The organism is Halomonas sp. C10-5 (genome assembly GCF_057169305.1).
Map to the genome: position 1 here is coordinate 1,372,210 of NZ_CP175665.1, position 26,323 is coordinate 1,398,532.

A 26,323-nucleotide genomic window follows, 5' to 3' on the forward strand; every position below is an offset into this window, starting at 1 on the left:
CCTGGCTCGGGGCTTTTGCGTGTTGCCTTTGCGATTATCTGGCCGCCAGCGCCACCCCCACCTTGGAGCGGTTGGGTCGGCCGATGGTCTGGGTGATCCAGGTGCCGGTATCGGCGAGCTTGTCGAGGTCGATACCGGTCTCGATGCCGAGGCCGTCGAGCAAGTAGACCACGTCCTCGCTTGCCACGTTGCCCGAGGCGCCCTTGGCATAGGGGCAGCCGCCTAGGCCGGCGACGGAGCTGTCGACTACCGCGATACCTTCCTCCAGCACCGCGTAGAGGTTGGCCAGCGCCTGGCCGTAGGTGTCGTGGAAGTGGGCGGCGAGCTTGTCCATGGGGATGTCGCGGCTCACTGCCTCGATCATGCGCTTGGCCTTGAGCGGGGTACCGGTGCCGATGGTATCGCCGAGCGAGATCTCGTAGCAGCCCATATCAAAAAGCGCCTTGGACACCGCGGCCACCTTGGCGGGAGCGATCTCGCCCTCGTAGGGGCAGCCCAGCACAGTGGAGACGTAGCCGCGCACCCGCACGCCGGCGGCCTGAGCTCGCTCCAGCACCGGCTCGAAGCGCGCCAGCGACTCGGCCACGGAGCAGTTGATGTTCTTCTGCGAGAAGGCCTCGGAGGCGGCGCCGAACACCGCCACTTCCTCGACGCCGCACTCGAGGGCCGCTTCCAGTCCCTTGAGATTGGGGGTCAGCGCCGCATAGGTGACGCCGTTACGTCGTGTGAGCCCGGTCATCACCTCGCGGTGGTCGGCCATCTGCGGCACCCACTTGGGCGAGACGAAGCTGGCCGCCTCGATATAGGAGAGGCCGGCCGCGCCCAGGCGGTCGATCAGTTCCAGCTTGGTGGCGGTGCCGATCGGCTCGGGCTCGTTCTGCAAGCCGTCGCGGGGGCCGACCTCGACCAGGCGCACGTGTGTCGGGAATGCCATCGTCTTACTCCTCCGCGGCGAATTCGAGCAGCACGTCGCCCTGGCCCACGGTGTCGCCGGCGGCGAAGTGGAAGCTCTCCACGTGGCCATCGGCGGGGGCGGCCATGGTGTGCTCCATCTTCATGGCTTCCATCACCATCAGCGGCATGCCTTTCTCCACCTTCTGGCCCGGCTCCACCAGCAGCGCCACCACGGTGCCGTGCATGGGCGCGGTGAGGGTGGATTCCGCCTCGTGCTGGCCGTGGTCGATGGCGTCGATGCGGCGCCAGAACAGGCGGGTCTCGCCGGCGGCGTCGGCCATCACCACCACGCCGTTGGCGGCGAGGCGCGCCTGCAGGCGACGGCGGTGGCCGTTGAGGGTGACCGCCACGGCGTCGCCTTCCAGGTGCTGGATGCGTGCGGTGAGGGTCTCGTCGCCGATCACCAGCTGCCAGGGATCGGCGTCGGTCTCGCGGCGGCCCTCCACGATCACCACGTCCTCGGCGTCCGGCGCCTGGGCGCGGGTCAGGTCGTGGCCGGTGACGCACAGAGCGAGGCGGATGGTGTGGGGCGCGTTGAGGCGGAAGCCGTCGTGGCGATCCCAGGGGGAGTCGCTCTCGCACTCCCGGGAGAGCTGCTTGAGGCCGATCAGCGCCGCGGCGGCGTAGGCCTCGGTGGTGATCTCGCGCGGGGCGAAGAGGCTCTCCTCGTGCTTCTCGATGAAGCGGGTATCGAGCTCGCAGTCCTTGAAGGCGGGGTGGGTGGCCAGGCGCTGCAGGAAGGCACGGTTGGTGACCACGCCCTGCACGTCGAGCGCCGCCAGTGCCCGGTTCAACGTTGCCAGCGCCTGGTCGCGGTCGCCGCCGTGGACGATCAGCTTGGCGAGCATGGGGTCGTAGTGCATGGAGACGGCGTCGCCGCTCTCCACGCCGCTGTCCAGGCGTACCTTGTCGGCATCCAGGCCGGCGCCTTCCAGGTCCAGGGCGAAGCGGGTGAGGGTACCAGTGGCGGGCAGGAAGTCCTGCTCCGGGTCCTCGGCGTAGAGGCGCGCCTCGAAGCTGTGGCCGGTGATGGTCAGCTCGTCCTGGGCCAGCGGCAGGCGCTCACCCATGGCCACGCGCAGCTGCCACTCCACCAGGTCCTGGCCGGTGATCATCTCGGTGACCGGGTGCTCCACCTGCAGGCGGGTGTTCATCTCCATGAAGAAGAACGATCCATCCACGTCGAGCAGGAACTCCACGGTGCCGGCGCCCACGTAGCCAATCTCGCGGGCGGCGCGCACCGCGGCCTCGCCCATCTCGCGACGCAGCTCGGCGCTCATGCCCGGGGCCGGGGCCTCCTCCAGTACCTTCTGGTGGCGGCGCTGCACGGAGCAGTCGCGCTCGAAGAGGTAGACGCCGTTGCCGTGGCTGTCGCAGAACACCTGGACCTCCACGTGGCGCGGCTGGGTCAGGTACTTCTCGATCAGCATGCGCTGGTCGCCGAAGGCGGCCTGGGACTCGCGGCGGCAGCCGTCCAGGGCGGCCTGGAAGCCCGCGGCGGACTCCACCACGCGCATGCCCTTGCCGCCGCCACCCGCGCTGGCCTTGAGCAGCACCGGGTAGCCGATCTTGTCGGCCTCGGCCTTGAGCAGGGCGTCGTCCTGGTCGTCGCCGTGGTAGCCCGGCACCAGCGGCACGCCGGCGTCATGCATGCGCGCCTTGGCGGCGGACTTGTCGCCCATGGCGGCGATGGCCGAGGCGGGCGGGCCGACGAAGGTGATACCGGCCTTCTCCAGAGCGTCCACGAAGGGGCCGTTCTCGGAGAGGAAGCCGTAGCCGGGGTGGATGGCGCCGGCGCCGGTGCGCTTGGCGGCCTCGATCACCGCCTCCACCTTGAGGTAGCTGTCGCGGGCGGCGGCGGGGCCCAGGCGCACGGCCTCGTCGGCCTCGCGCACATGGCGGGCGTTGGCATCGGCGTCGGAGTAGACGGCCACGGTGCGCAGGCCCATGGCGCGCGCCGTGCGCATCACCCGGCAGGCGATCTCGCCGCGGTTGGCGACCAGCAGGGTGTCGAACTTGTTCAGATCGGTAGTCATGAGCGGGGCTCCGCGGCCTTGTTGTCGGCGGCACTGTTGTCGCTTTCGTTTGTCCAGGCGGGGCGACGCTTCTCGAAGAAGCTGGCCAGGCCCTCCTGGCCCTCGGCGCTGACGCGCAGCTCGCTGATCACCCGGCAGGTATGCTCGCGGGTGGCCTTGCTGTCGGGCTCCCGAGCCACCTCGGCGAGCAGCGCCTTGGTGGCGCGCTGGGCCTGGGGCGAGCCGGCCAGCAGCGTCTCGAGCATGGCGGCGACGGCATCGTCGAGCGCATCAGCGTCGACCACCTGGTGAGCCAGGCCCAGGGCCAGGGCGGTGGAGGCGTCCATCACCTCGGCGGAGAGCGCGTAGCGGCGCATCTGGCGTGGCCCGATGGCGCGCTGCACATAGGGGCTGATCACTGCCGGCGACAGGCCGATCTTCACCTCGGAGAGGCAGAACTTCGCCTTCTCGGAGGCGACGACGATGTCGCAGCAGGCGGCCAGGCCCACGGCGCCGCCGAAGGCGGCCCCCTGCACGCGGCAGACGGTGGGGCAGGGCAGGGTGTCCAGGCCGTGCATCAGCGCCGAGAGCTTGCGCGAATCGGCCAGGTTACCGTCGAAATCGTACTCGACCATGCGCTTCATCCAGCCCAGGTCGGCCCCGGCGGAGAAGCTCTTGCCCTCGGAGCCCAGCACCACGGCGCGGATCTCGCCGTGATGGGCGGCGTCGTGCAGTCGCTCCAGATGGGCGTTGAGCTCGGCGATCAGGCTGTCGTCGAAGGCGTTGTGGATCTCGGGGCGGACCAGGGTCAGCCAGGCCACGCCGCGCTCATCGAGTTCCAGGCGTGAGAATGTGCTATCTGACATGTCTGCTTCCCCTTACATCCGGAACACGCCGAATTTCGTCTCTTCGACCTCGGCGTTCATGGCTGCGGCGAGCGACAGGCCCAGCACGTCGCGGGTCTGGGCCGGGTCGATGACCCCGTCGTCCCACAGCCGCGCGCTGGCGTAGTAGGGGTGGCCCTGGTGCTCGTACTGCTCGCGGGTGGGCGCCTTGAAGGCTTCCTCTTCCTCCGGCGTCCACTCGCGGCCCTCGCGCTCGATCTGCTCGCGCTTGACCTGGGCCAGCACGCCGGCGGCTTGTTCACCCCCCATGACGGAAATTCTGGCATTCGGCCACATAAACAGCAGGTTGGGGTCGTAGGCGCGGCCGCACATGCCGTAGTTGCCGGCGCCGAAGCTGCCGCCGATCAGCACGGTGAACTTGGGTACCTTGGCGCAGGCCACCGCGGTGACCAGCTTGGCGCCGTGCTTGGCGATGCCCTCGTGCTCGTACTTGGAGCCCACCATAAAGCCGGTGATGTTCTGCAGGAAGATCAGAGGGATCTTGCGCTGGGCGCAGAGCTCGATGAAGTGGGCGCCCTTGACCGCGGACTCGGAGAACAGCACGCCGTTGTTGGCGACGATGCCCACCGGGTAGCCGTGGATATGCGCAAAGCCGGTGACCAGGGTGTCGCCGTAGTAGCGCTTGAACTCGTCGAAGTCGGAGTCGTCGACGATGCGCGCGATCACCTCACGCACGTCATAGGGCTTCTTGAGGTCGGTGCCGACGATGCCGTAGAGCTCGCTGGGATCCAGGCGCGGGGCCTTGGGCTCCTGCATCTTGAGCTGGCCGCGCTTCTGCCAGTTGAGACGCGAGACGCTGGCGCGGCAGAGTTGCAGGGCATGGGCGTCGTTCTCGGCGTAGTGGTCGGCCACGCCACTCTTCTTGGCGTGGACATCGGCGCCGCCCAGGTCCTCGGCGCTGATGCTCTCGCCGGTGGCGGCCTTCACCAGAGGCGGGCCGCCCAGGAAGATGGTGCCCTGCTCGCGGACGATGATCGACTCGTCGGCCATGGCCGGCACATAGGCGCCGCCAGCGGTGCAGGAGCCCATCACCACGGCGATCTGCGGGATGCCCTCGGCGGAGAGGGTGGCCTGGTTGTAGAAGATGCGGCCGAAGTGGTCGCGGTCCGGGAAGACCTCGTCCTGGCGGGGCAGGAAGGCGCCGCCGGAGTCGACCAGGTAGATGCAGGGCAGGCGGTGCTTGCGGGCGATCTCCTGGGCGCGGATGTGCTTCTTCACGGTGAGCGGGAAGTAGGTGCCGCCCTTGACGGTGGCGTCGTTGGCGACGATCACGCACTCCACGCCGGAGACGCGGCCGATGCCGGTGACCACGCCGGCGGCGGGCACCGCGGAGTCGTAGACCTCATGGGCGGCCAGCGCCGAGAACTCCAGGAAGGGGGAGCCCTCGTCGATCAGGTGGTCGATGCGGTCACGCACGAACAGCTTGTCGCGGCTCTCGTGGCGGGCGCGGGCCTTCTCGCCGCCGCCCTGGGCGATGGCGGCGGTCAGCTCGCGCAGCTTCATCACCTCGGCGCGCATCGCCGCCTCGTTGGCCTGGAAGCCGTCGCTGCGCGGATTGATCTGGGTATTCAGGATTGCCATACATCTCTCCGAGACGAGCTGGGGTTAGGCGGATTCGTTGAACAGCTCGCGGCCGATCAGCATGCGGCGGATCTCGCTGGTGCCGGCGCCGATCTCGTAGAGCTTGGCGTCGCGCAGCAGGCGGCCGGTGGGGTACTCGTTGATGTAGCCGTTGCCGCCCAGCAGCTGGATGGCGTCCAGGGCGACCTGGGTGGCCTTCTCGGCGCAGTAGAGGATCACGCCGGCGGCATCCTTGCGCGAGGTCTGGCCGCGGTCGCAGCCGGCCGCCACGGCGTAGAGGTAGGCGCGGCAGGCGTTGAGGGTGGTGTACATGTCGGCCACCTTGCCCTGCACCAGCTGGAACTCGCCAATGGACTGACCGAACTGCTTACGCTCGTGGATATAGGGCACCACGATATCCAGGGCGGCCTGCATGATGCCGATGGGGCCGGCAGCCAGCACGGTGCGCTCGTAGTCGAGGCCGCTCATCAGCACGCGCACGCCTTTGCCCACCTCGCCCAGCACGTTCTCTTCCGGCACCTCGCAGTCCTGGAACACCAGCTCGCAGGTGTTGGAGCCACGCATGCCGAGCTTGTCGAGCTTCTGGGCGGTGGAGAAGCCGGGCATGCCCTTCTCGATGATAAAGGCCGTAATCCCTTTCGATCCCGCCTCGGGGTCGGTCTTGGCGTAGACCACCAGCACGTCGGCGTCGGGGCCGTTGGTGATCCACATCTTGTTGCCGTTGAGGATGTACTTGTCGCCATCCTTGCGGGCGCGCAGCTTCATGGAGACAACGTCGGAACCGGCGCCCGGCTCGGACATGGCAAGCGCGCCGACGTGCTCGCCGCTCATCAGCCTGGGCAGGTACTTGGCCTTCTGCTCCGGGCTGGCGTTGATCTTGAGCTGGTTGACGCAGAGGTTGGAGTGGGCGCCGTAGGAGAGGCCTACCGAGGCACTGGCCCGGGAGATCTCCTCCAGTGCGATGCAGTGGGCGAGGTAGCCCATGCCGGTGCCGCCATCCTCCTCGGACACGGTGATGCCGAGCAGGCCCATGTCGCCGAACTTCTGCCACAGGTCGTTGGGGAACTCGTTCTTCTCGTCGATCTCGGCGGCGCGCGGGGCGATCTCGTCGCGGGCGAAGGCATTGACCTGCTCGCGCAGCATGTTGAGCTCGTCGTCGAGGCCGAAGTCGAGGGGCTTGAAGGGCGTGTGCATGGGCGGGACTCCCGTTCTTGTCTACTGGTCAGGGCGGTGGCGCCTGCCGCCAAGGGGTGAAGCAGGCGCGCACAGCGGTCCGGGTCAGGTGGTGAACCGTGATGGACCAAGACTAGGCCAGGTTGACGTTAACGTAAAGTGCAGCCACTCATGCCTTAGACGAATGTCGGAGCCGCCCGCCGTGGCGGGCGCTGCGTGTCAGCCGACCAGCCATGTGATCAGACGGTGATAGAGGGGAATGCCCACCATCACGTTGAAGGGGAAGGTGAACCCCAGCGAGGCCAGCATCGCCAGGCCGATATTGGCCTCGGGGATGGCGGTGCGCATGGCGGCCGGGGCGGCAATATAGGAGGCGCTGGCGGCAAGTGCGGTCAGGATCAAGAGCGAGCCGGCGGGCAGCCCCAGGGCCAGGCCCACGGCCAGGCCGGCCAGCGACAGCAGCGGCGGGGCAATGAGGGCGAAGGCCAGCAGCCGCCAGTGGAACCAGGGAATGGGACGCAGGGTCTCGGCGGCGGTCAGGCCCATCTGCAGCAGGAAGAGGGCGAGCACGGCATGGAAGGCACCGGTAAAGAGCTCGGTGACGTTGGCGCCCTCCAGGGGGCCGTACATGGCACCGATCACCGCGCCGCCGGCGAGCAGGATCACTCCGCGGTTGGTCAGGGTCTCGTGCCAGATTCCCTGCATCGCCTCGCCGGCATTGCTGCCCCGATAGCGGCGGTAGAGGGCGATGGCCACCATGATCGCCGGCAGCTCCATCATCACCAGATAGAGGGTGACCTCGGCGCCGATGGAGAGGTCACGCGCCTCGGCGAAGGCCAGCGCCACCGCGAAGGTGCCGGCGCTCACCGAGCCGTAGTGGGCGGCCAGGCTGGCACTGTCGGCGGCGGAGAGCCGCACCAGGCGGCGCAGTAGCGGCATCATGACCAGCGGGATCAGGGCGCCGAGTGCGGCCACGGCGGCCAGCTCCGGCAGCAGCGACCAGCCCAGGTTGCCGTACAGCGCCATGCCGCCCTTCAGGCCGATGGTCAGCATCAGCAGCAGGCTGAGGGTGTCGTAGGCAGCCTTGGGAATGGCCAGGTCGGACTTGACGAGCCCGGCCAGCAGGCCGAGCAGGAAGAACATCACCACGATATCGGGCATCGGAGGGTCTCTGGTGGCGGGTTGAAACGCCACGCATTCTGCTGACCCGCAGCCATTGATTCAAATAAACTCTTTCGCAATGCACTATAGATAATCATCTATGCATCCTGGAATCCCCCGGAATGAACATCCGACACCTGACGTTTCGCCTGCTGCAGGTCTATGTGGCGGTGGTACGCGCCGGCTCGATCAGCGAAGCGGCGCGGCGCCTGCACCTGAGCCAGCCCACCGTCTCACAGCAGCTCAAGCGCCTGGCAGAGACGCTGGGGAAGCCGCTGCTGGAGAGCCGGCAGGGCCGGCTGGTGCCCACCGAGGCGGGCGCCGAGCTCTATCGCGCCAGTCGCGAGGTGCTGGGACGCTTCGACGACCTGGATGACTACCTGGCCGCCCTGCGCGGCGGCGAGCGGGGGCGTTTCTCCATCGCCCTGGTCAATACCGCCCAGTACGTGCTGCCGCGGCTGCTCGGTCCCTACAGCCAGGCCTACCCCGAGGTGGAGGTCACGGTGCATATCGGCAATCGCCGCCAGATGCTGACCCGTTTCGAGCGCCAGGAGGATGACCTCTACGTCTTCAGCCATCCCCCGTCGCTGGCCCACGCCCTGGCCGGACGCTTCCTGCGCAATCCGCTGGTGGCGGTAGCTCCCCGGGGCCACCCCCTGGCGGGGCGCGAACGTATCGCCATGGGCGAGCTGCTCGAGGAGCGCTGGCTGCTGCGCGAGCCGGGTTCGGCCACGCGGATGCTGTTCGAGAGCTGGCTGCAGGAGCAGGGGCTGACCCTGGGGCCGACCCTGCAGATGGCCAGCAACGAGGCAATTCGCGTCGGTGTGGCTTCCGGCATGGGGCTGGCGGTGCTCTCCGAGCACGTGCTGCCGCCTCAGCACCCGGAACTGGTGATCCTGCCGGTGGAGGGGCTGCCCATCGAGAGTCATTGGCAGTTCATCGTGCGCCGCGACCGCCGCCTCTCCCATGCGGCGCTGGGCTTCCTGGGCTTCGGCGCCCAGCGACTCGCGGAGTGCGTGGAGTCACGCTTTCTGAGCAATGAGCTGCCGGGGTTGCTGAGGCGTCTGGATGAGGTCCAGGCGGCGCCTCCGGGGCTGGGGGCAGGGCTGGGGTCAGACCCTCAAGTTTCCTGAAGGGTCTGACCCCGCTGGGTTACTCGGCGGCGTTGGGGAAGAACAGCTGCTGGCCGTTGACGGTGAAGTCGGCGATGGCCTGCTGGCCCTCCTCGGAGAGCAGCCACTGGTGCCACTGCCCGGCGAGATCATGCTTGAGGTGGGGGTGGCGCTCCTCGGAGATCACGAGGCTGCCGTACTGGTTGAAGAGCGCCTCGTCGCCCTCGAACAGCAGTTCGAGGTTCTGGGGATTCTCGAAGGCGACCCAGGTGGCGCGGTCGCTCATCACGTAGGCGTCCATGCCGGCGGCGGTGTTCAGGGTCGGCCCCATGCCGCTGCCGAGCTCGCGGTACCACTCGCCGTCAGCCTCGACGCCGGCGGCTTCCCACAGGCGCAGCTCGGCGCGGTTGGTGCCGCTGTCGTCACCCCGGGAGGCGAAGGGCGCCTGGGCCTCGGCGATCAGCTGCAGCGCCTCGGCGATGGTATCGGCATCCGCGATGCCGGCCGGGTCGCCGTCGGGTCCGATAATCACAAAGTCGTTGTACATCACGTCGGCGCGTTCGGTGCCGTAACCCTCCGCGACGAAGGCCTCTTCGCCGACGGTGTCGTGAACCAGCAGGCTGTCGGCGTCGCCGCGGCGGGCGATCTCGAAGGCCTGGCCGGTGCCCACGGCCACCACGCGCACCTCGATCCCGGTCTTGTCGGTGAACTTCGGAATGATGGAGTCGAACAGGCCAGAGGCCTCGGTGGAGGTGGTAGAGGCCAGGGTGATGTACTGCTCGCCATTCTCATTCTCGCTGCCCTGGGCGTGGGCGTTAGCAGCCATCGAGAGGGCCAGGATGCCGATGGCGGTGAGTGCGATGTGTGCCTTGTGTTGCATTGGTCGCTTCCTTGTTGTGTCGGGGGGAGAGTTGCCGGGTGAGTTCAGAGAGCCGGGCTAGAGCACCAGCTCTCCGCGGATGAAGGCCCGCGCCTCTTTCGAGGCAGGGGCCGTGAAGAAGGTGGCGGCGTCGCTGTGCTCGATCAGCCGACCGGCGTTGAGAAACAGCACCTCGTCCGCCAGGCGACGCGCCTGGTGCAGGTCGTGGCTGCTCATCAGGATGCGGGTGCCGCGACAGTGGAACTCCTGCACCGCATCTTCCACCGCCTTGATGGCGGCGGGGTCCAGGGCCGAGGTGGGTTCGTCGAGAAACAGCACCTCGGGGTCGAGCAGCCAGGCACGGGCCAGGGCCAGGCGCTGCTGTTCTCCGCCGGAGAGTACCCGCGCCGGGCGCTTCTCCAGGGCGGCCAGGCCGAAACGCTCCAGTGCCTCTCGGGCGCGTGCGCGGCGCTCGGGGCGTGGCGTACCATTCACCGCCAGGGCGTAGGTAAGGTTGGCAAGCGCAGAGCGCTTGAGCAGCACCGGGCGCTGGAACACCATCGCCTGGCGCGGGGTGCGCCCCTGCCAGTCCACCCGGCCCGCAGAGGGGGCCAGCAGGCCGTGGGCCAGGCGCATCAGCAGGCTCTTGCCGGCGCCGTTGGGGCCCATCACCAGCGTGCGCTGGCAGCCGGTGAGGCGCAGGTCCAGCGGCCCCAGCAGGCGCTGACCACGGTGAGTGAAGCTGACGCCATGCAGCTCGAGCGCCGGTGTTTCGGTGATGGAGAGCGTGGTCATGTCGTTCATCCCAGCTTTCTCCGCGACGTCTCGCCCACCAGATAGGCGCCGGCGTTGACCAGCGCCACCAGCCCCAGCAGCACGATGCCCAGCCCCAGCGCCAGGGGCAGGTCGCCCTTGCTGGTTTCCAGCACGATGGCGGTGGTCATCACCCGGGTGACGCCGTCGATGTTGCCACCCACGATCATCACCGCGCCCACCTCGGCACTGGCGCGCCCGAAGCCGGCGAGCACCACCGTGACCAGCCCCAGCCGGGCATCCCACAGCAGGGTAGGGATCATGCGCAGCCGTGACAGCCCCAGGGAGGTGAGCTGTTCGCGATACTCCTGGTGCAGCTCTTCCACCTGCTGGCGCGCCAGGGCGGCGATGATCGGCAGCACCAGTACCAATTGGGCCACCACCATGGCGGTGGGGGTGAAGAGCAGCCCCAGTTCCCCCAGCGGGCCGGCGCGGGAGAGCAGCAGGTAGACGCACAGGCCCGCCACCACCGGTGGCAGCCCCATCAGGGCATTGAGCGCCACCACCAGGACGCCATGGCCGGGGAAGCGCCAAAGCGCCAGCGCCGCGCCCAGCGGCAGACCGATCAGGGTGGCGAGCGCCACGGCGGTCAGTGATACCTGCAGTGACAAGGCCACGATATTCAGCAGGTCGGGATCGAGTCCGAGGATGAGATTGAGGGCGGTGACGAAGGCACCGGAGTCGCTGGGCATGCAATTCTCCTCTGGTTAGCTGGCATCTTGTGCGTTCAGCTTCCAATATGCATGCGGTGTGGTAATCAGAACATCCAGAAACAGTCATATGCAGCAAGTGAGAAGAGCATTGCCTTGTATCCCCGCCCGAGCACCTCAGAGGTGGCCGGGGTGATATCCCCTGCGAACCAGGGAGGAGACGCCGATGGAAGCGAGAGCCACTTATCTGACCACCGCCGAGGTGGCCGACTACCTTCGCCTCAAGGACCGCAAGGTCTACGACCTGGTGCGACAGGGGGCGATTCCCTGCGTGCGGGTCACCGGCAAGTTGCTGTTTCCGCGCCACAGCATCGACCTGTGGCTGATGAATCATCTGGAGGGCGACCAGGCGACGGCGCGCCCGGTGCCGGTGGTCCTGGCCGGCAGCCAGGACCCGCTGCTGGAGTGGGCGGTACGCGAGAGCGGCTCCCAGCTGGCGCTGCTCTGCCAGGGCAGCGGCGACGGCGTGCGGCGGCTGCTGGAGGGCCAGGCAATGCTCGCCGGGCTGCACCTGCTGGATGCGGAGAGCGGTGGCTACAACCGACCCCAGGCGCTGGGGATGGGCGGGATGCGCGACCTGGTGATGGTGCGCTGGGCGATCCGTCGCCAGGGGTTGCTGCTGGCGCCGGACAATCCGCTGGGGATCCAACGCCTGGCCGATCTAACGCGGCCCGAGGTGCGCATCGCCCATCGCCAGCCGGACGCCGGGGCCGGGCGGCTGCTGAGCTGGTTGCTGCAACAGGCGGGCGTGGAGGCTTCACGGCTGCATTTCACGGCCCACCCCTCACTCTCGGAGGATGACCTGGCGCTGGCGATACGCCAGGGGGAAGCGGATGCGGGGCTCGGAGTGGAGGCGGCTGCGCGGCGCCAGGGGCTGACCTTCCTTCCCCTGCACCGGGAGCATTTCGACCTGGCACTGCGTCGGCGCAGCTACTTCGAGCCGCCGGTCCAGCGACTGCTGGCCTTCGTCCAGGAGCCACGCTTCGCCGAGCGCGCCGAGGCACTGGGCGGCTATGATCTCGGCGAGCTGGGCAGGGTGGTCTACAACGCTTGAGAGTTATGCCCGGGCTGGGTTCTGCCAGGGCCGTTTCCTTGTCGTTCACATCTGCCGAACAGGATCGCTATCACAACATTTCCGGCAGGAACTGAGTACGCCGGTCGATCACTTCGCCAGACACCATGAACACGCCGTCACCCGTGTAGTGCAGGGTTTGCGGATGTGTCGGTGTCTCTGCCACCTGCGCCGATGTCACTTCCCAGATGAAGAAGTTGTAGCGGTCGACGAGGCTGTCATCGAACAGTCGGCATTCGAAGTGGGCGTGACATTCACGGATCAGCGGTGCTCCTACCAACCTTGCCGGGTCGGCGGTGAGGCCGAAGTGCTCGAACTTGTCGGTCACGGCACCGCAGGTGTTACCGATACCGATCACTCCATCGATCAGAGCGGTCGTCGGCAGGTTGATCACGCACTCGCCGCTTTGTCGTACCAGCTCGAAGCTGTGGCTGCCGGCCGAGATCAGGCAACCGACCAGTGACGGGGAAAATGCCATGATGCTGTGCCATCCCATCGTCATGATATTGCACTGGTCGTCATGAGCGGACGAGACCAGAACGATGGGGCCGGGTTCCAGGTAGCGACGAGACTTCTCGACGGGGAAATTGATCTTTTGAGATGCGTGGGGCATGCCGGGAGGTCTCCTCAATAGCGGCCGAATGTTCGCTGAGTGAGGCCATGTGCCTCGCGTGGTTTGGTTAGCGTAGATGGTGAGACTGGCGTTGTCCGCGCGGATGGGACATGAATCTGCTGCCCGTTTCCCCGCTCTCCCCCAGCCTGAGCACATGGTGGATCGCCCGCCATAGCGTCCAGGCGTCGCGCCAGTTGGCCGAGACCTCCACGTGGCCGAGCCCCTCGGCTTCGAAGAGTCGCGCCTGGCCGGCGGGGAGGGCGGCGCGCAGCCGCCGCGAGTGGCTGACCGGGATCACCCGGTCTTCCGGGCCGTGGATCAGTACCAGCCTCGCCTCCAGGGCATCGAGATCCTGAGTGGCGAGATCCAGTGCCGTGAACCGGTCGAGCAGTGGCGGCGGCAATTCGGCGAGCAGCGACGTGACTCGCGCCGGGTCGCGGTTGGTCACCAGCGCGTACAGTGCCATTGCCTCGGGACCCAGCCCGGTCGTGTCGGGATCCGCTGCCTCCTCATCCGCCAGCCGAGCTCGGGCGATGGCCGCCAGGCGCTCCCGGTCCCGGGCATCCTCCACGGCGTGGAGCTGGCTGCGCAGCACGGCCCAGCGCACATCACGCTGGGGCGGAGGCGCGTGGCGTCCGGCGCCACCCCGATCCTCCCCGGTGGTGGCGTAGCGCAGCAGGTCGGTGAGGTCGTAATAACCACCAACGGCGATCACGAAGCCTACCCGATGGGCGGTATCCGGCTGCATGGCCGCCAGCAGCGCCGGTCCGCTGGCGAAGCTGATGGCGGCCAGTGCCGGTCCCCCCTACGGTTAAGGGAAGCGCGTCGCTGGCGTAGCGAATGGCGTCGGCGATACCCTGCACCTCGCGAGGGCCGACCGAGAATTCACGCAGGCCCTCCAGCCCCGGCACCAGCACGGTGAAGCCGGCCCGCGCCAGGGTGCGAGCCAGGGCCATCAGGCGGGGATCGTGCCGGCCCGCCTCGGTGAGGCCATGCACCAGGATCAGGGTCCCGCGGCGTGACCTTGCCGGCCGGTAGAGGTCCGCCAGGTAGTCGCGTCCCGCCACGGCGTAGGCGAGTTGCTCACGTTCGGGAGGTGGGGTGCGCTGCTTCAGCCGGCTCGGCGCCTGGCCGGCAGCCAGGTCACCGAGCACCAGCAGGGCCTCATGCTGGCGCTCCAGGGTAGTGCAGCCCGAGAGCAGCAGGCCGAGCAGCAGGCCTGGCAGCACCCATGGCGGGCGCCGGCGGCGGTGCGGTGTGTCGTCCTCGGGCAAGCGCATGATTCCCCTCCACGGCCGGCCTGTCGCACGGGCGTCGCTGTCAGCCCCTTCGCCCTGTTACTCGCTCCGGCAACGGCCTCAGCAGAGTCGGCTGCCAAGCAGCAGCAGGGCGGCGTCCAGCTGATGCCAGCCCCACCATACCAGCGCCAGGGCGGCGGCGGTGAGGGCCGCTGCCGCCACTCGCCAGACCAGGCGGCGACTCATGCCTCGACCTCCTGGCGGGCGTCGCGCTGCACCGGTGCTTCGCTGATCCACCAGTGCAGCATGGCCGCCGCCACGCCGAGCAGGATGGCCAGCTTCCAGACCACGTCGTAGTCACCCTGCAGGTCATAGAGGAAGCCGCCCAGCCAGACACCCATGAAGGAGCCGAGCTGGTGGAACAGGAAGACGATCCCGCCGAGCATGGAGAGGTGCTGGACGCCAAATACCGAGGCGACGATGCCGTTGGTAAGCGGCACCGTGGAGAGCCACAGCAGGCCCATGGCGATGCCGAACAGGTAGGTGGTCGTGGGGCTCAGGGGGGCCATCAGGAAGAGGGTGATGATCACCGCCCGGGTCAGGTAGATCCCGCTCAGCAGGCGCGGTTTCGAGAACCGCCCCCCCAGCCAGCCGGCGACGTAGGTGCCGAAGATATTGAACAGCCCGATCAGCGCCAGGGTGGTACTGCCGACCTGGACCGCGATGCCGTTGTCGTAGAGGTAGCCGGGCAGGTGCACGCCGATGAACACCACCTGGAAGCCACACACGAAGAAGCCCAGGCAGAGCAGCCAGAAGCCACGCTGGCCCGCGGCCTCGTCGAGCGCCTCGCGCAGCGGCAGGTCACCGGCGGCGGCAGCGGCCGGGCGGTCGCGTAGCAGGGCGCCCAGCGGCAGCATCAGTGCGGCGATGGCGCCCATGGCCAGCAGTGCCGCGGACCAGCCCAGCCAGCCCAGCAGCCCCAGGGTGCCGGGGAGCATGGCGAACTGGCCGAAGGAGCCTGCGGCGCTGACGATGCCCATGGCCATGCTGCGCTTCTCTGGCGCCACGGCACGCCCCACCGCGCCCAGTACCACCGAGAAGGTGGTGCCGGAGAGGCCCAGTCCGATCAATACCCCGGCGGAGAGCGTCATGCCCAGCGCCGAGTCGGAGAGTCCCATGCACACGAGGCCCAGCGTATAGAGGGCACCACCCACCACCACCACGCGTGCGGCGCCGAAGCGGTCGGCCAGGGCGCCGGAGAAGGGCTGGGCGAGTCCCCACAGCAGGTTCTGGATGGCCAGGGCGAAGGCGAAGACGCCGCGACCCCAGCCCAGTTCGCTGCTCATGGGCTCCAGAAACAGTCCGAAGCCGTGACGCAGGCCCATGGCCAGGGTCACCACCAGGCTGCCGAGGAGGATGATCAATAGGGAGTGGCGGCGCAGGGCATCCATGGTCGTTCCGTTATTGTGGATTTGGTGGGCAGGCGTGGGTGCGGTTTGCAGGCTAATAGCCGCCACTATCGCTCGATGCCGATGGGCTGGCTACTGTCTCCATGCGGCGACATCCGTGTCGCCGCTGCTCCACATGTGTTGCCTGCGCCGGCTTGGCTAGAATGCGCTGCGTACGCTGATCACACTCAAGGAGGATTCATGTTCCGGCGCCTGCTGTTCCCTGTTGCCCTGATGCTCTCGACGGCCATGCTGGCCGGCTGCAGCTATACCCCCGCGCGGATCAACCCCGAGCCGCTGATTGTCATCGACGATGATCGCGGTGGCTACCACTCCCGCTCGCGTGGCGGCTACTTCTGCCCGCCGGGGCAGGCCAAGAAGGGCCGCTGCTGAGCTAGCGGGAAGCAGTTGCCAGGTTATCAGGGGGCTGCCAGCGCCTTCTCCAGGGTGACCAGCCGGCCGGGTGCCAGGGCATCCTCCACCGCGGTGATGCGCAGCACATGGCCCAGCGCCGGGTCGGCGGGGCGGGCGATCAGCTTGCCCTCGTCGAGAAGCGACTGGTGTACCCTGCCGGCCAGCTCGGCGCTGGGCAGGCGGATGCCGACGAAATTGGTGGCGCTGGGCAGCACGTCGGCGCCCAGCCCGCGCAGGTGGGCCGCCAGCCGCTCGCGACGCTCGCGCACCGCGGCCACATGGGCAGCGACCTCGGCCGGGTGGTCCAGCACCGTCTCCGCGGCGGCCTGGCTCAGCGTCGACACCGCATAGTGAATGCGTACCTTCATCATCACCGCCAGGGTCTCCGGCTCGGCGATGGCGTAGCCGATGCGCAGCCCGGCGAGGCCGTGGGCCTTGGAGAGAGTGCGCAGGCGCACCACGCCGGGGAGTACCCGGTGGCCGAATTCGGCGTCGGCGTCCTCGCGGAAGTCGTGGTAGGCCTCGTCGAGCAGCAGCCAGCAGTCAGCCGGGAGTGCTCGCCGCAGCGCCAGCACGTCCTCGTCGCGGTGCAGGTGACCGCCGGGATTGTCGGGATTGGCCAGGTAGACCAGCCGCGCGTTCTCCTCCCTGGCGAAGCGGGCCAGAGCCTCGAGGTCCGGTGCCAGCCGACCGGGCGCCTCGGCGTAGGGGACCTCGATCACCCGGCAGCCGTGGCCACGGGCGAAGTAGCCGAAGGTGGGGTAGGTGCCCCGGGTGGCGATCACCGTTTCTCCGCCGGAGGTGACGGCCCGCAGCGTCAGGGCGATCAGGCTGTCGGCGCCGGCGTCCACCAGCATCGCCTCCAGCGGGATGCCCTTCTGATCTGCCAGGCGCTGACGGATCCCCACTGCCTCGGCATCGCCGTAGCTGTAGACATGCTCGGCCAAGGCATCCCCGAAGCGCTCGCGCAGGGCGCGGTGGGGCATGTCGAGGCCCTCGTTGGAGCCCAGCTGATGGGGGATCTCACGCCCCAGGCGTCGCTCCAGCACGCGCACGCCGGGGAAGGGATTGTGGGGACCGTCGCCGGTCAGATGGTCGGGGAAGCGGGGCATGTCGGCCTCCAGTCGTTTATGCCAGCTGGCTGTTTACCCTATCAGGCTTTGACGAGGAGATGGACCTCGGCGGTCTCCTCGGGGCAAGCAGCGGGTGGGTTACCTCTCGGGCATGTTGCGCGTGCCCGCCACACCCGGCAGGCGCCGGCGCAGGGCGGCCTTGCCCAGCATGTGGGCGCTGACCGGGGCGGTGGCAAACAGGAAGATGGTCACCAGCGCCTCCTGGACCGAGACGCCGTCCTGCTGGAGGCTGAAGTAGAGTAGCGAGCCGATCAGGGTGCAGCCGACGCCCAGGGTGCTGGCCTTGGTGGGGCCGTGCAGGCGCGTATAGAAGTCGGGCAGCTTGGCCAGCCCCCAGGAACCGATCAGTGCCACGACCGCACCGACCAGCAGGAAGGCCGCGATCACCAGCTGCAGGGGCCAGGCCATGTCGATAGCGATCATTCGATGACATCCCCCCGCAGCAGGTACTTGCTCATGGCCACGGTGCTGACGAAGCCCATCAGGGCGATCAGCAGGGCCAGCTCGAACAGTATGCCCAGGCCCATCCAGATATCGGCCAGCACGATCAGCGCGATGCTGTTGATCATCAGGGTGTCCAGCGCCAGGATCCGGTCGACGATGTCCGGGCCGATGGCCAGGCGGTAGAGGTTGAGCAGGGCGGCGATGGCAAAGAGCGTCATCGCGATGGGTATCACCACAGCGATCATCGGAAGATCTCCTCGAGCGGCTGCTCGTAACGTTCATGAATGCCGGCGATGGCCTCGGCCTCATCCTCTAGGTGCAGGGCGTGCACCAGCAGGGTGTTGGCCTCGGCGTCGTAGTGGATTGAGACGGTGCCGGGGGTCAGCGAGATGGTGCTGGCCAGGATGGTGATCGCGAAGTCATCGTTCAGCGTCAATGGATAGGTGAAGAAGCCGGGCCGCAGGTGCCGGGCGGGGCGCAGGATGCGCAGGGCCACCACCAGGTTGGAGCGCAGGATATCCACCAGCAGCACCAGCAGGTAGCGCAGCAACGGCAGGGGGCGGCGGATCCTCGCCTCCTCGGGCCAGAAGGCGTGGGTCACCAGGGGGATCGCTACGCCCAGCACCAGCCCCAGCAGGGCGTGGGCCATGCTGAAATCGTTGACCATCAGCAGCCAGAGCAGCGCCAGGAACAGCGAGAACAGCGGGTGCGGCAGCCAGAACTGCCACTTGCGCATCGATGGCGTCATAGGGTGATCTCCGTGGCGGCGGCGAGGGCCTCGGGTAGCACGGCGGCGATATAGCCGCGCGGTGTGAGCAGCTGCTCGGCGGTCAGCTCGAGATAGCCCATCACCGGGTGGCCGAAGGCCGCCAGCAGCGCATTGAGGCCGACCATGCCGCACACCAGTGTCAGCAGGCCGCGCCTGAGCGGATAGGGGCTGGCCATCTCCCCCGGGCGCCAGAACCAGCTGCTGCCGGTACGGCTGATGGCGATGATCACCAGCAGGGCCGAGGCCAGCAGCACGCCCCACAGCCACAGGCCCCGGGGTTCGCTGGCGCTGGCCTGGAGGATCCAGGCCTTGCTGACGAAGCCCCCGAATGGCGGCAGCCCCGCCATGGCGATGCCGGCGATGAAGAACAGCGTGCCCAGCACCCGGCGATGCCCGATGGGGCCGGTCGCCGAGAAGCGGTCGTAGCCCTCCGCGCGCTGCTGGCCCAGCAGGTCGGCGAGCAGGAAGAACACCGCGGCCATGCCGGTGCTGTGGATCAGGTAGAACAGGGCGGCGCCCAGGGCGGCCGGGGTCACCAGGCTGATGGTCGCGAGCAGGGTGCCTACCGAGAGGATCACCAGGTAGGCGGTCAGGGTGCGCAGGCTGTCCGAACCCAGCACGCCGACACCGCCTAGCGCCAGGGTCAGCAGCGCCAGCGGCCACAGCCAGGCCCAGGCGGTGGCGTTGATCGGTGCCTCGCCCAGCGCGAAGACCAGCAGGAAGACTCGCAGGATGGCGTAGATGCCCACCTTGGTCATGATGGCGAAGAGTGCGGCCACCGGCGCGCTGGCCGCCGAGTAGGCCCGCGGCAGCCAGAACAGCAGCGGCAGGATCGCCGCCTTGATGCCGAACACCACCAGCAGGATCAGGCTGGCGGCGGCGAGCAGCGGCCCGTCCTCCGCTGGCGCCTCGGCCACGCGCAGCGCCAGGTCGGCCATGTTGAGCGTGCCGGTGAGGCCGTAGAGGGTGCCCAGCGCGATCAGGAACAGCGCCGAGCCCGCCAGGTTGATGATCACGTAGTGCAGCCCGGCGCGGCTGCGGGCGCGACCGCCGCCGTGAAGCAGCAGGGCGTAGGAGGCGATCAGCAGGATCTCGAAGAACACGAAGAGGTTGAACAGGTCGCCGGTCAGGAAGGCGCCGTTGAGGCCGGCCAGCTGAAACTGGAAGAGGGCGTGGAAGTGGGCGCCACGCTGGTCGGTGCCGCCGCTGGCATAGACCAGGCAACACAGTCCCAGCACTGCGGTCAGGGCCAGCATGATGGCGGCGAGGCGGTCGAGCACCAGCACGATGCCGAACGGTGCCGGCCAGTTTCCCGCCTGGTAGAGCAGGTAGTCGCCCGAGCCGGCCGTGGCCAGTGCCCAGATGCCCAGCAGCACCAGCCAGCCGGTACTCGCGAAGCCCAGCAGGCGCTGCACGGCGAAGGGCGCCCGGTAGCAGAGCAGCTGGCCGGCACCGGTGAGCAGCGGCAGCAGGATGGGGAGGATCAGGGCGTGGTTCATGCGCGGTCCTCGTCCGGATTCTCGCCGTCGACGTGGTCGTTGCGCAGCTCCACCGCGGCCTTGAGCGCCAGCACTACCACGAAGGCGGTCATGGCGAAGCCGATGACGATGGCGGTGAGCACCAGGGCCTGGGGCAGCGGGTCGGCGGAGCGTTCCGCCAGGCCGATGATGGCCGGGGCGCCGGCCACCAGGCGTCCCGAGGCGAACAGGTAGAGGTTGACGGCATGCGAGAGCAGCGTCAGCCCGAGGATGACCGTGAAGGTGCGCGCCCGCAGCAGCAGGTAGACGCCGCAGGTGGTGAGCACGCCCAGGGTAATCGCGTAGAGCAGTTCCATCAGCCGAGCTCCTTGCCGGGGCCGGCCACGGTCATCAGCTTGCCGAGGTTGGCGAGTATCAGCAGCGTGGCCCCGACCACGGTGGCATAGACGCCGAGGTCGAAGAGCATGGCGGTGGCCAGTTCGAATTCGCCGATCAGCGGCAGGGAGAGGTGGCCGTGGGCCGAGGTGAGGAAGGGGAAGCCGAACAGCCAGCTGCCAAGGCCGGTGGCGGTGGCGATCAGCAGGCCGGCGCCGATCAGCGGCCGGAAGGCGGTCAGCATGCGCGCCTGGGCCCAGACCAGCCCGCCTGCCATGTACTGAAGGGTCAGCGCCACCGCGGTGATCAGCCCGGCGATGAAGCCGCCGCCGGGCAGGTTGTGGCCGCGCAGGAAGATGTAGGCCGAGACCAGCAGGGCGATGGGCAGCACCAGCCGAGCCACCGTGCTGAGCATGATCGGGTGCGGCTCGGCGACCCAGTGGGCGGGGTTGGTCTCGACCACGCGCTCCTTGAGGTGCAGGTCGCGGGTGAAGGCGAACACCGCCACGGCGGCGATGCCCAGCACGGTGATCTCGCCCAGGGTGTCGAAGCCGCGGAAGTCGACCAGGATGACGTTGACCACGTTGGTGCCGCCGCCGCCGGGCACGCTGTTGGCGAGGAAGAAGTCGGAGATCGTCTGCTGGGGGCGGGTCAGGATGGCGAAGCTGAAGGCCGCCACGCCGACGCCCATCAGGCCGGCGATGGCCAGGTCGCGCCCCATGCGCAAGCGCGTCGAGCCGCGGGGGGAGGTTTGGGGCAGGAAGGAGAGCGCCAGCATCATGATCACCACTGCCATGACCTCCACCATCAGCTGGGTCAGGGCGAGGTCCGGTGCCGAGAAGCGGGCGAAGGTGACGGTGACGAACAACCCGGTGACGCCGAGCAGTAGCAGCGCGGGGAGGCGGTGATGGTGATAGACCACCACGCCGATCGCCGCCAGGCAGAGCAGGATCGCCGCCAGCAGGGTCAGCGGGTCGAGCGGGGCGAGTGCCACGCCGCCGTCCCAGTGGGTCACGGCGAGCAGTTCAAGGCCCACCAGCACTACCAGGGTGGCCATGATGAAGGTCAGGTAGCGCTGCAGGGAGCCGTTCTCCAGCTGGAAGACCCGCTGCTGGGAGAGGGCGATGGTGCGGCGCATGATCCAGTCGAAGATCTCCTTGGCGTCGACCTGGGGCAGCCGCGCGTGCAGCCGGAACAGCGGGTCGCGCAGGTGGTAGAAGAGCGCGCCGCCGGCCAGGGCGAACAGGCTCATGAGCATGGGCACACTGCCGCCCAGCGTGGTGAAGTCGTAGGGTGCGACGACCGCCTGACGGGCGGCGGCGAAGGCGGGGTGGACCAGCACCGAGTAGAGGGGCTCCGGTGCCAGCCCCACCAGCAGCGTGGCGAAGGCCAGCAGCACGATGGGCGACAGCGCCGCCGCCCGCGGTGAGACCGGTGGCCAGACAGGCAGGTCGACCGGCCGGCCGTTGAAGAAGACGTTGTGGAAGATGCGTATCGCGTAGGCCACCGAGAAGAGGGCGGCCAGGGCCACCCAGGCGGGAATCACCACGGCCGCCCAGTCCGGGGTGGAGAGCAGCAGGCTCTCGTTGAACAGCATCTTCTTGCTCAGGTAGCCGCTCATCAGTGGCAGGCCGGCCATGGCGGCAGCGGAGATGCCCGAGAGCACCATCAGCGCGGGCATGAAGCGCCACATGCCGTTGATCCGTCGCATGTCACGGGTGCCGGTGGCGTGCTCCACGTAGCCCGCCATCATGAACAGCGGCGCCTTGAACAGCGCATGGCATACCAGATGAAAGAGTGCCGCGGCCAGAGCCATGGGCGTGCCCAGCCCCAGCAGCAGCATGATCAGCCCCAGGTGGGAGACCGTGGAGTAGGCGAGCAGTCCCTTCATGTCGTGCATGAACATGGCCACGAAGGCGCCCACCATCAGCGTCAGCATCCCGGTCAGGGTCACCAGGTGGAACCACAGCGAGGTGTCGGCCAGCGCCGGATGCAGACGTGCGAGCAGGAACAGCCCCGCCTTGACCATGGTGGCGCTGTGCAGGTAGGCGGAGACCGGGGTGGGCGCCGTCATGGCGTGGGGCAGCCACAGGTGGAAGGGGAACTGGGCCGACTTGGTGAAGGCGCCGAGCAGGATCAGGTTGAGCATCAGGCCATAGTGCTCGTGGGCGCGGATGCGATCGCCGGCCTCGAGTACCACCGAGAGCTCATGGCTGCCGGCGGCCTGGCCCAGCAGCACCACGCCGCCGAGCAGCGCCAACCCGCCGCCAGCGGTGATCACCAGCGACATGCGGGCGCCGAGGCGGGCCGCATGGTCGTGGCTGTGGTAGCCGATCAGCAGGAAGGAGACCAGGCTGGTCAGCTCCCAGAACACCAGCAGGAACAGCAGGTTCTCGGAGAGCACGATGCCCAGCATCGCCGCCATGAACAGCAGGATCAGGGTGAAGAAGCGCGCCGAGCTGTCGCTGCCCACGAAGTAGTAGCGCGCATAGAGCAGGATCAGGCAGCCGATACCGGTGATCAGCAGGGCGAACAGCAGGCCCAGGCCGTCGAGGCGGAAGGCGACGTCGAGGCCCAGTGCCGGCAGCCAGGAGAGCCGCTGGACCACGGCCTCGCCGCCGCCCATGACATGCGGCAGCCAGCTGAGCAGAAGCAGCAGACAGAAGAGGGCGGGGAGGGCGGAGACCGCGGCCAGCAGTCGCGATGATCGTCCCTGCAGCAGGGCGGGCAGACAGGCGCCGGTCAGCGGCAACAGGACGATCAGTACAAGCGGCATGTGGGACTCGCCTCCCTGTCCGGCATGGGTTCCTCACCACACTATAGAGGCCACTGCGGCGTGGGCAGGCTGTGGCTTCAACGCTGGCGTGGCATCAGGGCCGCGTCATCTGTCGCGGGCGTTGAAGGGTTGCGACCCCGCGGGCAGGCGCTATCGGCAGCGACGTTCTAGGCTGGGTAGCAGGCCAGCGTCACAGGCGCTGCCATTGCCGCATCCGATAACGACAACACCGAGAGGCAAGCCCATGCGTACCACGATGTTCCCCCGCCTGACCGCCCTGGCGGCCCTGCCGCTGGCCATGGCGGCCGTGCAGGCCCAGGCCGAGGAGATGGCCATCGCCACCATCCTTCCCGAGGACATGAGCAACAACGAGGTCTACCCGGCCCTGATCCAGTTCAAGAACCTGGTGGAGACCCGCACCGATGGCGAGATCACCGTGTCGATCTTCGGCAACAGCCAGCTGGGCTCCGAGGTGGAGACCGCATCGGAGGTCCAGGGCGGCCGGACCCTACAGTCCACCATCATCACCACCGGTGCCATGTCGTCCTTCTATGACGACTATCAGCTGATGACCGCGCCCTTCATCTTCGACAACTGGCGTCAGGCCTGGGCCTTCTTCGATGGGGAGTGGTTCGCCGATTTCATGTCGGGGACCATCGAGGAGACCAACATGCGCTACCTGGGCACCTTCGATGACGGCGGTGGCTTCGTGGCCTTCACCAACAACGAGCGACCGATCAAGACCGTGGAGGACCTCGAGGGACTCAATATCCGCACCGAGGAGAACCCGGGACACGTGGCGATCATGAAATCGCTGGGCGCCTCGGCCACGCCGCTGCCCTGGGGTGAGGTGATCACCGCCCTGGAGACCGGCCTCGCCGACGGCCAGTTCAACGCGCCGGTGCTCAACACCACCTTCAACTTCGACGAGGTGACGGACTACACCACCCTGACCGGACACGTCTACAACAGCGCCGCCTGGCTGGTCAGCGAGGAGTGGTTCCAGAGCCTGACCGAGGATCAGCAGCAGGCCATCGTCACCTCGGCCCGCGAGGCCATCGCCATCGGCCACGGCATGTCCGGGGCGCTGGCCACCGCCAGCTGGGTGGAGTCCTGCGAACGCTTCGAGGAGTGCTACATCATGCCCCCCGAGGAGCGGGCGCGCATGGCGGAGATTGCCACCCCGGCCTGGAAGGAGTGGATCGTCAACGACTTCGGCATCGAGGAGGAGAAGGTCGACGCCTTCCTCGCCGAGGTCGCCCGGGTCGGCGAGGCGGTGGTCGAGAACGACATGGCCAACTATGGCCAGTGAGCCTCGACGCCGAGTGATCGGCCCCGCTGATCGCCGGGGTCAGTGAGCCGGCAGGCGTGCGTGCGCCTGCCTCTTGATGCGGCCGACCTGCGGGTCGGTCGTCGATGTCTCCGAGGTACTCCGATGCCCCTCCTCCAGCCCTTGCGCCGCCTGAGTGATGCGGTGAACCAGGCGGCGATCGTGACGTGTGTGGCCTGCGTGCTGATCATGCTGGGCATCTCCTTCACGGCCTTCCTCTACAAGCTGGCCACCGGCAGCACCCTGAGCTGGACCTACTCCCTGGCCCGGCTCTTCCTGCCCTGGATCGGCTTTCTCTCCATGACCATCTCGCTGCGCTACGGCGAGCACGTGGCCATGACCCTGCTGGTGCGCAGCCTGCCGCGCGTGCTGCTCCAGGTGGCGGCGGGGCTCTGCCTCGGCGTTATCGCGCTGTTCGCGCTGATGCTGGTCTGGTACGGCTGGGACTATTTCCAGGGGGCCTCCCAGGTTTACATGGTCTCCGACCAGATCCAGATATCCGCCAAGTTCACCGCCATCGTGATTCCCATCAGCGGGGTCATCATCCTGCTGCACCTGGTGCAGGGCTTCGACCTGCTGGAACACTTCATCGATGACGAGACCGCGATCGATGAGCTGATCGAGACCGCCGACGGGGAGCGCCGCCCATGATGCCCGCGATCATTGCCTTCGTCGTGCTGCTGCTGATCGGGGCCCCGGTCGCCGTGGTGATGGCCATGTCGGGGCTGGCCGGCGGCTTCGCCATGGGCGGCGAACGCATGCTCGGCATCGTCGCCGACCGCATGTTCGCCGGTGTCTCGGGTTTCCTGCTGATCGCCGTGCCCTATTTCATCTTCACCGCCGAGCTGATGAACCAGGGCGGCCTGACCCAGAAGCTGATCGCCTTCAACAACGCCCTGTTCGGGCGGGTGCGTGGGGCGCTGTCCCACGTCAATATCTCGGTGTCGGTGTTCTTCGCCGGCCTGACCGGGGCGGCGATCACCGACACCGTGGCCATCGGCAAGATCATGATCCCGGAGATGAAGCGGCAGGGCTATGACGCCGAGTACGCCGCGGCGATCACCGCCTGCTCGTCGATCATCGGGCCGATCATCCCGCCCAGCGTGGTGATGGTGGTCTACGCGACCCTGCTGCGGGATATCTCGGTGATCGACCTCTTCGCGGGAGGGATCATCCCCGGCCTGCTGATGGCCCTGGCGCTGCTCGCGGTAAGCTTCTTCCTGGCCTGGAAACGGGGCTACCCCAAGCAGGCCCCCACGCCGCTCAAGGTGGCGGCCGTGTCCTTCCTGGTGGCGCTGCCGGCGATGATCGTGCCGTTGATCATCCTCGGCGGCATCCTCTCGGGGCTGACCACCATCACCGAGGCCTCGGGCTTCGCCGCCGTCTATGCCATCGCCATCGGCGTGGTCTTCTACCGCAACCTCTCCTGGCAGAAGATCTGGCATGCCCTGGTGGTGACCGTGCGCTTCTCGGGGGTGGTGTTCTTCCTGCTGGCGACCTCGGCGGTGCTCGGCTGGTTCGTCACCCGTTCCGGCATCGCCCGGGACGCGGCGGGCCTGATCACCACCTTCAGCGACTCGACTTTCCTGCAGCTGCTGCTGGTCTGCGGCCTGCTGATCCTGATCGGCACGGTCATGGACGTGCTGCCGGCGCTGGTGGTGGTGGCCCCGGTGCTGGTGCCGGCGATGATCCAGCTCGGCGTCGACCCGCTGCATTTCGCCATCCTGATGATCGTGGTGCTCAATATCTCCAACGTCACGCCGCCGGTGGGGATGACGCTGATGACGGCGGCGCGGATCGCCAACGTGCCCTTCGAACGGGCGATCATCGCCTCGCTGCCGTTCTACGTGGCCTTCATCGTGGTGATCCTGCTGCTGGTCACCTTCCCGTCGCTCTCCACCTGGATTCCCTCGCTGCTGGGTTAGGCAGGCAGCGAATGAAATCCCTCTA

26 protein-coding genes are annotated in these 26,323 nt (G+C 68.0%); 6 read left to right on the forward strand and 20 right to left on the reverse strand.

Going from position 1 to position 26,323, the window contains the following annotated elements; all coding sequences use genetic code 11:
- Positions 1-34: 34 nt before the first annotated feature.
- The 6 genes from ACJ7IV_RS06415 to ACJ7IV_RS06440 all read right to left on the reverse strand — a co-directional run bounded on the left by ACJ7IV_RS06415 (position 35) and on the right by ACJ7IV_RS06440 (position 7,789).
- On the reverse strand, positions 35-934 hold the full coding sequence (locus tag ACJ7IV_RS06415) for a hydroxymethylglutaryl-CoA lyase (protein WP_483866274.1): 900 nt from the start codon (positions 932-934) through the stop codon (positions 35-37).
- Positions 935-938: 4 nt separating this feature from the next.
- Entirely contained in the window at positions 939-2,990 is a 2,052-nt protein-coding gene (locus ACJ7IV_RS06420; RefSeq protein ID WP_483866275.1) for an acetyl/propionyl/methylcrotonyl-CoA carboxylase subunit alpha, read from the reverse strand.
- On the reverse strand, positions 2,987-3,835 hold the full coding sequence (locus ACJ7IV_RS06425; RefSeq protein WP_483866276.1) for an enoyl-CoA hydratase-related protein: 849 nt from the start codon (positions 3,833-3,835) through the stop codon (positions 2,987-2,989). The genes ACJ7IV_RS06420 and ACJ7IV_RS06425 overlap by 4 nt, the downstream gene beginning before the upstream one ends.
- 12 nt (positions 3,836-3,847) lie before the next feature.
- Positions 3,848-5,455, reverse strand: coding sequence for a carboxyl transferase domain-containing protein (locus ACJ7IV_RS06430; RefSeq protein ID WP_483866277.1), 1,608 nt, complete (start codon positions 5,453-5,455; stop codon positions 3,848-3,850).
- 24 nt (positions 5,456-5,479) lie between these two features.
- On the reverse strand, positions 5,480-6,649 hold the full coding sequence (locus ACJ7IV_RS06435) for an isovaleryl-CoA dehydrogenase (protein WP_282042218.1): 1,170 nt from the start codon (positions 6,647-6,649) through the stop codon (positions 5,480-5,482).
- A gap of 198 nt (positions 6,650-6,847) precedes the next feature.
- On the reverse strand, positions 6,848-7,789 hold the full coding sequence (locus ACJ7IV_RS06440) for a sodium-dependent bicarbonate transport family permease (protein ID WP_282042217.1): 942 nt from the start codon (positions 7,787-7,789) through the stop codon (positions 6,848-6,850).
- A gap of 122 nt (positions 7,790-7,911) precedes the next feature.
- Between ACJ7IV_RS06440 and ACJ7IV_RS06445 the strand changes: the two genes are divergently transcribed.
- Positions 7,912-8,922, forward strand: a complete 1,011-nt coding sequence (locus ACJ7IV_RS06445) for a LysR family transcriptional regulator (RefSeq protein WP_483866278.1) — start codon at positions 7,912-7,914, stop codon at positions 8,920-8,922.
- A gap of 19 nt (positions 8,923-8,941) precedes the next feature.
- On the opposite strand, the gene ACJ7IV_RS06450 is transcribed toward ACJ7IV_RS06445, so the two are convergent.
- From ACJ7IV_RS06450 to ACJ7IV_RS06460, 3 genes are all read right to left on the reverse strand, one after another.
- A complete protein-coding gene (locus ACJ7IV_RS06450) occupies positions 8,942-9,727 on the reverse strand; it encodes an ABC transporter substrate-binding protein (protein ID WP_483866554.1) in 786 nt (261 codons plus the stop codon).
- A 111-nt stretch (positions 9,728-9,838) separates the two neighbouring features.
- Positions 9,839-10,564, reverse strand: coding sequence for an ATP-binding cassette domain-containing protein (locus ACJ7IV_RS06455; protein ID WP_483866279.1), 726 nt, complete (start codon positions 10,562-10,564; stop codon positions 9,839-9,841).
- A complete protein-coding gene (locus ACJ7IV_RS06460; RefSeq protein ID WP_161432867.1) occupies positions 10,561-11,265 on the reverse strand; it encodes an ABC transporter permease in 705 nt (234 codons plus the stop codon). The genes ACJ7IV_RS06455 and ACJ7IV_RS06460 overlap by 4 nt, the downstream gene beginning before the upstream one ends.
- A gap of 184 nt (positions 11,266-11,449) precedes the next feature.
- Between ACJ7IV_RS06460 and ACJ7IV_RS06465 the strand changes: the two genes are divergently transcribed.
- Entirely contained in the window at positions 11,450-12,337 is an 888-nt protein-coding gene (locus tag ACJ7IV_RS06465) for a substrate-binding domain-containing protein (RefSeq protein WP_483866280.1), read from the forward strand.
- A 70-nt stretch (positions 12,338-12,407) separates the two neighbouring features.
- Here ACJ7IV_RS06465 and ACJ7IV_RS06470 read toward each other — a convergent pair whose 3' ends face one another.
- The 4 genes from ACJ7IV_RS06470 to ACJ7IV_RS06485 all read right to left on the reverse strand — a co-directional run bounded on the left by ACJ7IV_RS06470 (position 12,408) and on the right by ACJ7IV_RS06485 (position 15,657).
- The gene (locus ACJ7IV_RS06470; protein ID WP_483866281.1) at positions 12,408-12,968 is read right to left on the reverse strand and encodes a flavin reductase family protein; all 561 of its coding nucleotides are present in this window, start codon (positions 12,966-12,968) and stop codon (positions 12,408-12,410) included.
- A 67-nt stretch (positions 12,969-13,035) separates the two neighbouring features.
- Complete coding sequence (locus ACJ7IV_RS06475) at positions 13,036-13,716, reverse strand: hypothetical protein (RefSeq protein WP_483866282.1); 681 nt, start codon at positions 13,714-13,716, stop codon at positions 13,036-13,038.
- A 610-nt stretch (positions 13,717-14,326) separates the two neighbouring features.
- Complete coding sequence (locus ACJ7IV_RS06480; protein ID WP_023006741.1) at positions 14,327-14,452, reverse strand: hypothetical protein; 126 nt, start codon at positions 14,450-14,452, stop codon at positions 14,327-14,329.
- Positions 14,449-15,657: an MFS transporter gene (locus ACJ7IV_RS06485; RefSeq protein ID WP_483866283.1), complete on the reverse strand. Its 1,209-nt coding sequence runs from the start codon at positions 15,655-15,657 to the stop codon at positions 14,449-14,451. The genes ACJ7IV_RS06480 and ACJ7IV_RS06485 overlap by 4 nt, the downstream gene beginning before the upstream one ends.
- 198 nt (positions 15,658-15,855) lie before the next feature.
- On the opposite strand from ACJ7IV_RS06485, the gene ACJ7IV_RS06490 reads away from it, so the two are divergent.
- On the forward strand, positions 15,856-16,047 hold the full coding sequence (locus ACJ7IV_RS06490; protein ID WP_282042201.1) for a hypothetical protein: 192 nt from the start codon (positions 15,856-15,858) through the stop codon (positions 16,045-16,047).
- A 26-nt stretch (positions 16,048-16,073) separates the two neighbouring features.
- Here the strand turns inward: ACJ7IV_RS06490 and ACJ7IV_RS06495 are convergent, their stop codons facing one another.
- The 7 genes from ACJ7IV_RS06495 to ACJ7IV_RS06525 form a co-directional block, all read right to left on the reverse strand.
- Positions 16,074-17,180, reverse strand: coding sequence for a pyridoxal phosphate-dependent aminotransferase (locus ACJ7IV_RS06495; protein ID WP_483866284.1), 1,107 nt, complete (start codon positions 17,178-17,180; stop codon positions 16,074-16,076).
- Between the two features lie 99 nt (positions 17,181-17,279).
- Positions 17,280-17,624: a Na+/H+ antiporter subunit G gene (locus tag ACJ7IV_RS06500; RefSeq protein ID WP_483866285.1), complete on the reverse strand. Its 345-nt coding sequence runs from the start codon at positions 17,622-17,624 to the stop codon at positions 17,280-17,282.
- Positions 17,621-17,890 carry a K+/H+ antiporter subunit F gene (locus tag ACJ7IV_RS06505; RefSeq protein WP_161432871.1) on the reverse strand — a complete coding sequence of 90 codons (270 nt, stop codon included), beginning with the start codon at positions 17,888-17,890 and terminating at the stop codon, positions 17,621-17,623. The genes ACJ7IV_RS06500 and ACJ7IV_RS06505 overlap by 4 nt, the downstream gene beginning before the upstream one ends.
- Positions 17,887-18,393: a Na+/H+ antiporter subunit E gene (locus ACJ7IV_RS06510; protein ID WP_483866286.1), complete on the reverse strand. Its 507-nt coding sequence runs from the start codon at positions 18,391-18,393 to the stop codon at positions 17,887-17,889. Before ACJ7IV_RS06510 ends, ACJ7IV_RS06505 begins: the two co-directional genes overlap by 4 nt.
- The gene (locus tag ACJ7IV_RS06515) at positions 18,390-19,913 is read right to left on the reverse strand and encodes a monovalent cation/H+ antiporter subunit D (RefSeq protein WP_483866287.1); all 1,524 of its coding nucleotides are present in this window, start codon (positions 19,911-19,913) and stop codon (positions 18,390-18,392) included. Before ACJ7IV_RS06515 ends, ACJ7IV_RS06510 begins: the two co-directional genes overlap by 4 nt.
- Entirely contained in the window at positions 19,910-20,248 is a 339-nt protein-coding gene (locus tag ACJ7IV_RS06520) for a Na+/H+ antiporter subunit C (RefSeq protein WP_213312691.1), read from the reverse strand. The genes ACJ7IV_RS06515 and ACJ7IV_RS06520 overlap by 4 nt, the downstream gene beginning before the upstream one ends.
- Positions 20,248-23,043 carry a monovalent cation/H+ antiporter subunit A gene (locus tag ACJ7IV_RS06525; RefSeq protein ID WP_483866288.1) on the reverse strand — a complete coding sequence of 932 codons (2,796 nt, stop codon included), beginning with the start codon at positions 23,041-23,043 and terminating at the stop codon, positions 20,248-20,250. The genes ACJ7IV_RS06520 and ACJ7IV_RS06525 overlap by 1 nt, the downstream gene beginning before the upstream one ends.
- Before the next feature lie 244 nt (positions 23,044-23,287).
- Between ACJ7IV_RS06525 and dctP the strand changes: the two genes are divergently transcribed.
- From dctP to ACJ7IV_RS06540, 3 genes are all read left to right on the forward strand, one after another.
- Positions 23,288-24,355, forward strand: a complete 1,068-nt coding sequence (dctP, locus tag ACJ7IV_RS06530) for a TRAP transporter substrate-binding protein DctP (protein WP_483866289.1) — start codon at positions 23,288-23,290, stop codon at positions 24,353-24,355.
- A 123-nt stretch (positions 24,356-24,478) separates the two neighbouring features.
- Complete coding sequence (locus ACJ7IV_RS06535; RefSeq protein WP_483866290.1) at positions 24,479-25,024, forward strand: TRAP transporter small permease; 546 nt, start codon at positions 24,479-24,481, stop codon at positions 25,022-25,024.
- Entirely contained in the window at positions 25,021-26,298 is a 1,278-nt protein-coding gene (locus ACJ7IV_RS06540; protein WP_483866291.1) for a TRAP transporter large permease, read from the forward strand. The genes ACJ7IV_RS06535 and ACJ7IV_RS06540 overlap by 4 nt, the downstream gene beginning before the upstream one ends.
- Positions 26,299-26,323 lie beyond the last annotated feature (25 nt).

Excerpts from the sequence above, each read along its gene's own strand:
- ACJ7IV_RS06510 (WP_483866286.1), bottom strand. The coding sequence starts at position 18,393 with ATGACGCCATCGATGCGCAAGTGGCAGTTCTGGCTGCCGCACCCGCTG.
- ACJ7IV_RS06435 (WP_282042218.1), bottom strand. The coding sequence starts at position 6,649 with ATGCACACGCCCTTCAAGCCCCTCGACTTCGGCCTCGACGACGAGCTC.
- ACJ7IV_RS06505 (WP_161432871.1), bottom strand. The coding sequence starts at position 17,890 with ATGATCGCTGTGGTGATACCCATCGCGATGACGCTCTTTGCCATCGCC.
- dctP (WP_483866289.1), top strand. The coding sequence starts at position 23,288 with ATGCGTACCACGATGTTCCCCCGCCTGACCGCCCTGGCGGCCCTGCCG.
- ACJ7IV_RS06440 (WP_282042217.1), bottom strand. The coding sequence starts at position 7,789 with ATGCCCGATATCGTGGTGATGTTCTTCCTGCTCGGCCTGCTGGCCGGG.
- ACJ7IV_RS06520 (WP_213312691.1), bottom strand. The coding sequence starts at position 20,248 with ATGGAACTGCTCTACGCGATTACCCTGGGCGTGCTCACCACCTGCGGC.
- ACJ7IV_RS06540 (WP_483866291.1), top strand. The coding sequence starts at position 25,021 with ATGATGCCCGCGATCATTGCCTTCGTCGTGCTGCTGCTGATCGGGGCC.
- ACJ7IV_RS06475 (WP_483866282.1), bottom strand. The coding sequence starts at position 13,716 with ATGCAGCCGGATACCGCCCATCGGGTAGGCTTCGTGATCGCCGTTGGT.
- ACJ7IV_RS06465 (WP_483866280.1), top strand. The coding sequence starts at position 11,450 with ATGGAAGCGAGAGCCACTTATCTGACCACCGCCGAGGTGGCCGACTAC.
- ACJ7IV_RS06420 (WP_483866275.1), bottom strand. The coding sequence starts at position 2,990 with ATGACTACCGATCTGAACAAGTTCGACACCCTGCTGGTCGCCAACCGC.
- ACJ7IV_RS06480 (WP_023006741.1), bottom strand. The coding sequence starts at position 14,452 with ATGAGTCGCCGCCTGGTCTGGCGAGTGGCGGCAGCGGCCCTCACCGCC.
- ACJ7IV_RS06455 (WP_483866279.1), bottom strand. The coding sequence starts at position 10,564 with ATGAACGACATGACCACGCTCTCCATCACCGAAACACCGGCGCTCGAG.
- ACJ7IV_RS06495 (WP_483866284.1), bottom strand. The coding sequence starts at position 17,180 with ATGCCCCGCTTCCCCGACCATCTGACCGGCGACGGTCCCCACAATCCC.
- ACJ7IV_RS06460 (WP_161432867.1), bottom strand. The coding sequence starts at position 11,265 with ATGCCCAGCGACTCCGGTGCCTTCGTCACCGCCCTCAATCTCATCCTC.
- ACJ7IV_RS06535 (WP_483866290.1), top strand. The coding sequence starts at position 24,479 with ATGCCCCTCCTCCAGCCCTTGCGCCGCCTGAGTGATGCGGTGAACCAG.
- ACJ7IV_RS06485 (WP_483866283.1), bottom strand. The coding sequence starts at position 15,657 with ATGGATGCCCTGCGCCGCCACTCCCTATTGATCATCCTCCTCGGCAGC.
- ACJ7IV_RS06500 (WP_483866285.1), bottom strand. The coding sequence starts at position 17,624 with ATGATCGCTATCGACATGGCCTGGCCCCTGCAGCTGGTGATCGCGGCC.
- ACJ7IV_RS06470 (WP_483866281.1), bottom strand. The coding sequence starts at position 12,968 with ATGCCCCACGCATCTCAAAAGATCAATTTCCCCGTCGAGAAGTCTCGT.
- ACJ7IV_RS06515 (WP_483866287.1), bottom strand. The coding sequence starts at position 19,913 with ATGAACCACGCCCTGATCCTCCCCATCCTGCTGCCGCTGCTCACCGGT.
- ACJ7IV_RS06430 (WP_483866277.1), bottom strand. The coding sequence starts at position 5,455 with ATGGCAATCCTGAATACCCAGATCAATCCGCGCAGCGACGGCTTCCAG.
- ACJ7IV_RS06525 (WP_483866288.1), bottom strand. The coding sequence starts at position 23,043 with ATGCCGCTTGTACTGATCGTCCTGTTGCCGCTGACCGGCGCCTGTCTG.
- ACJ7IV_RS06445 (WP_483866278.1), top strand. The coding sequence starts at position 7,912 with ATGAACATCCGACACCTGACGTTTCGCCTGCTGCAGGTCTATGTGGCG.
- ACJ7IV_RS06490 (WP_282042201.1), top strand. The coding sequence starts at position 15,856 with ATGTTCCGGCGCCTGCTGTTCCCTGTTGCCCTGATGCTCTCGACGGCC.
- ACJ7IV_RS06415 (WP_483866274.1), bottom strand. The coding sequence starts at position 934 with ATGGCATTCCCGACACACGTGCGCCTGGTCGAGGTCGGCCCCCGCGAC.
- ACJ7IV_RS06425 (WP_483866276.1), bottom strand. The coding sequence starts at position 3,835 with ATGTCAGATAGCACATTCTCACGCCTGGAACTCGATGAGCGCGGCGTG.
- ACJ7IV_RS06450 (WP_483866554.1), bottom strand. The coding sequence starts at position 9,727 with ATGGCTGCTAACGCCCACGCCCAGGGCAGCGAGAATGAGAATGGCGAG.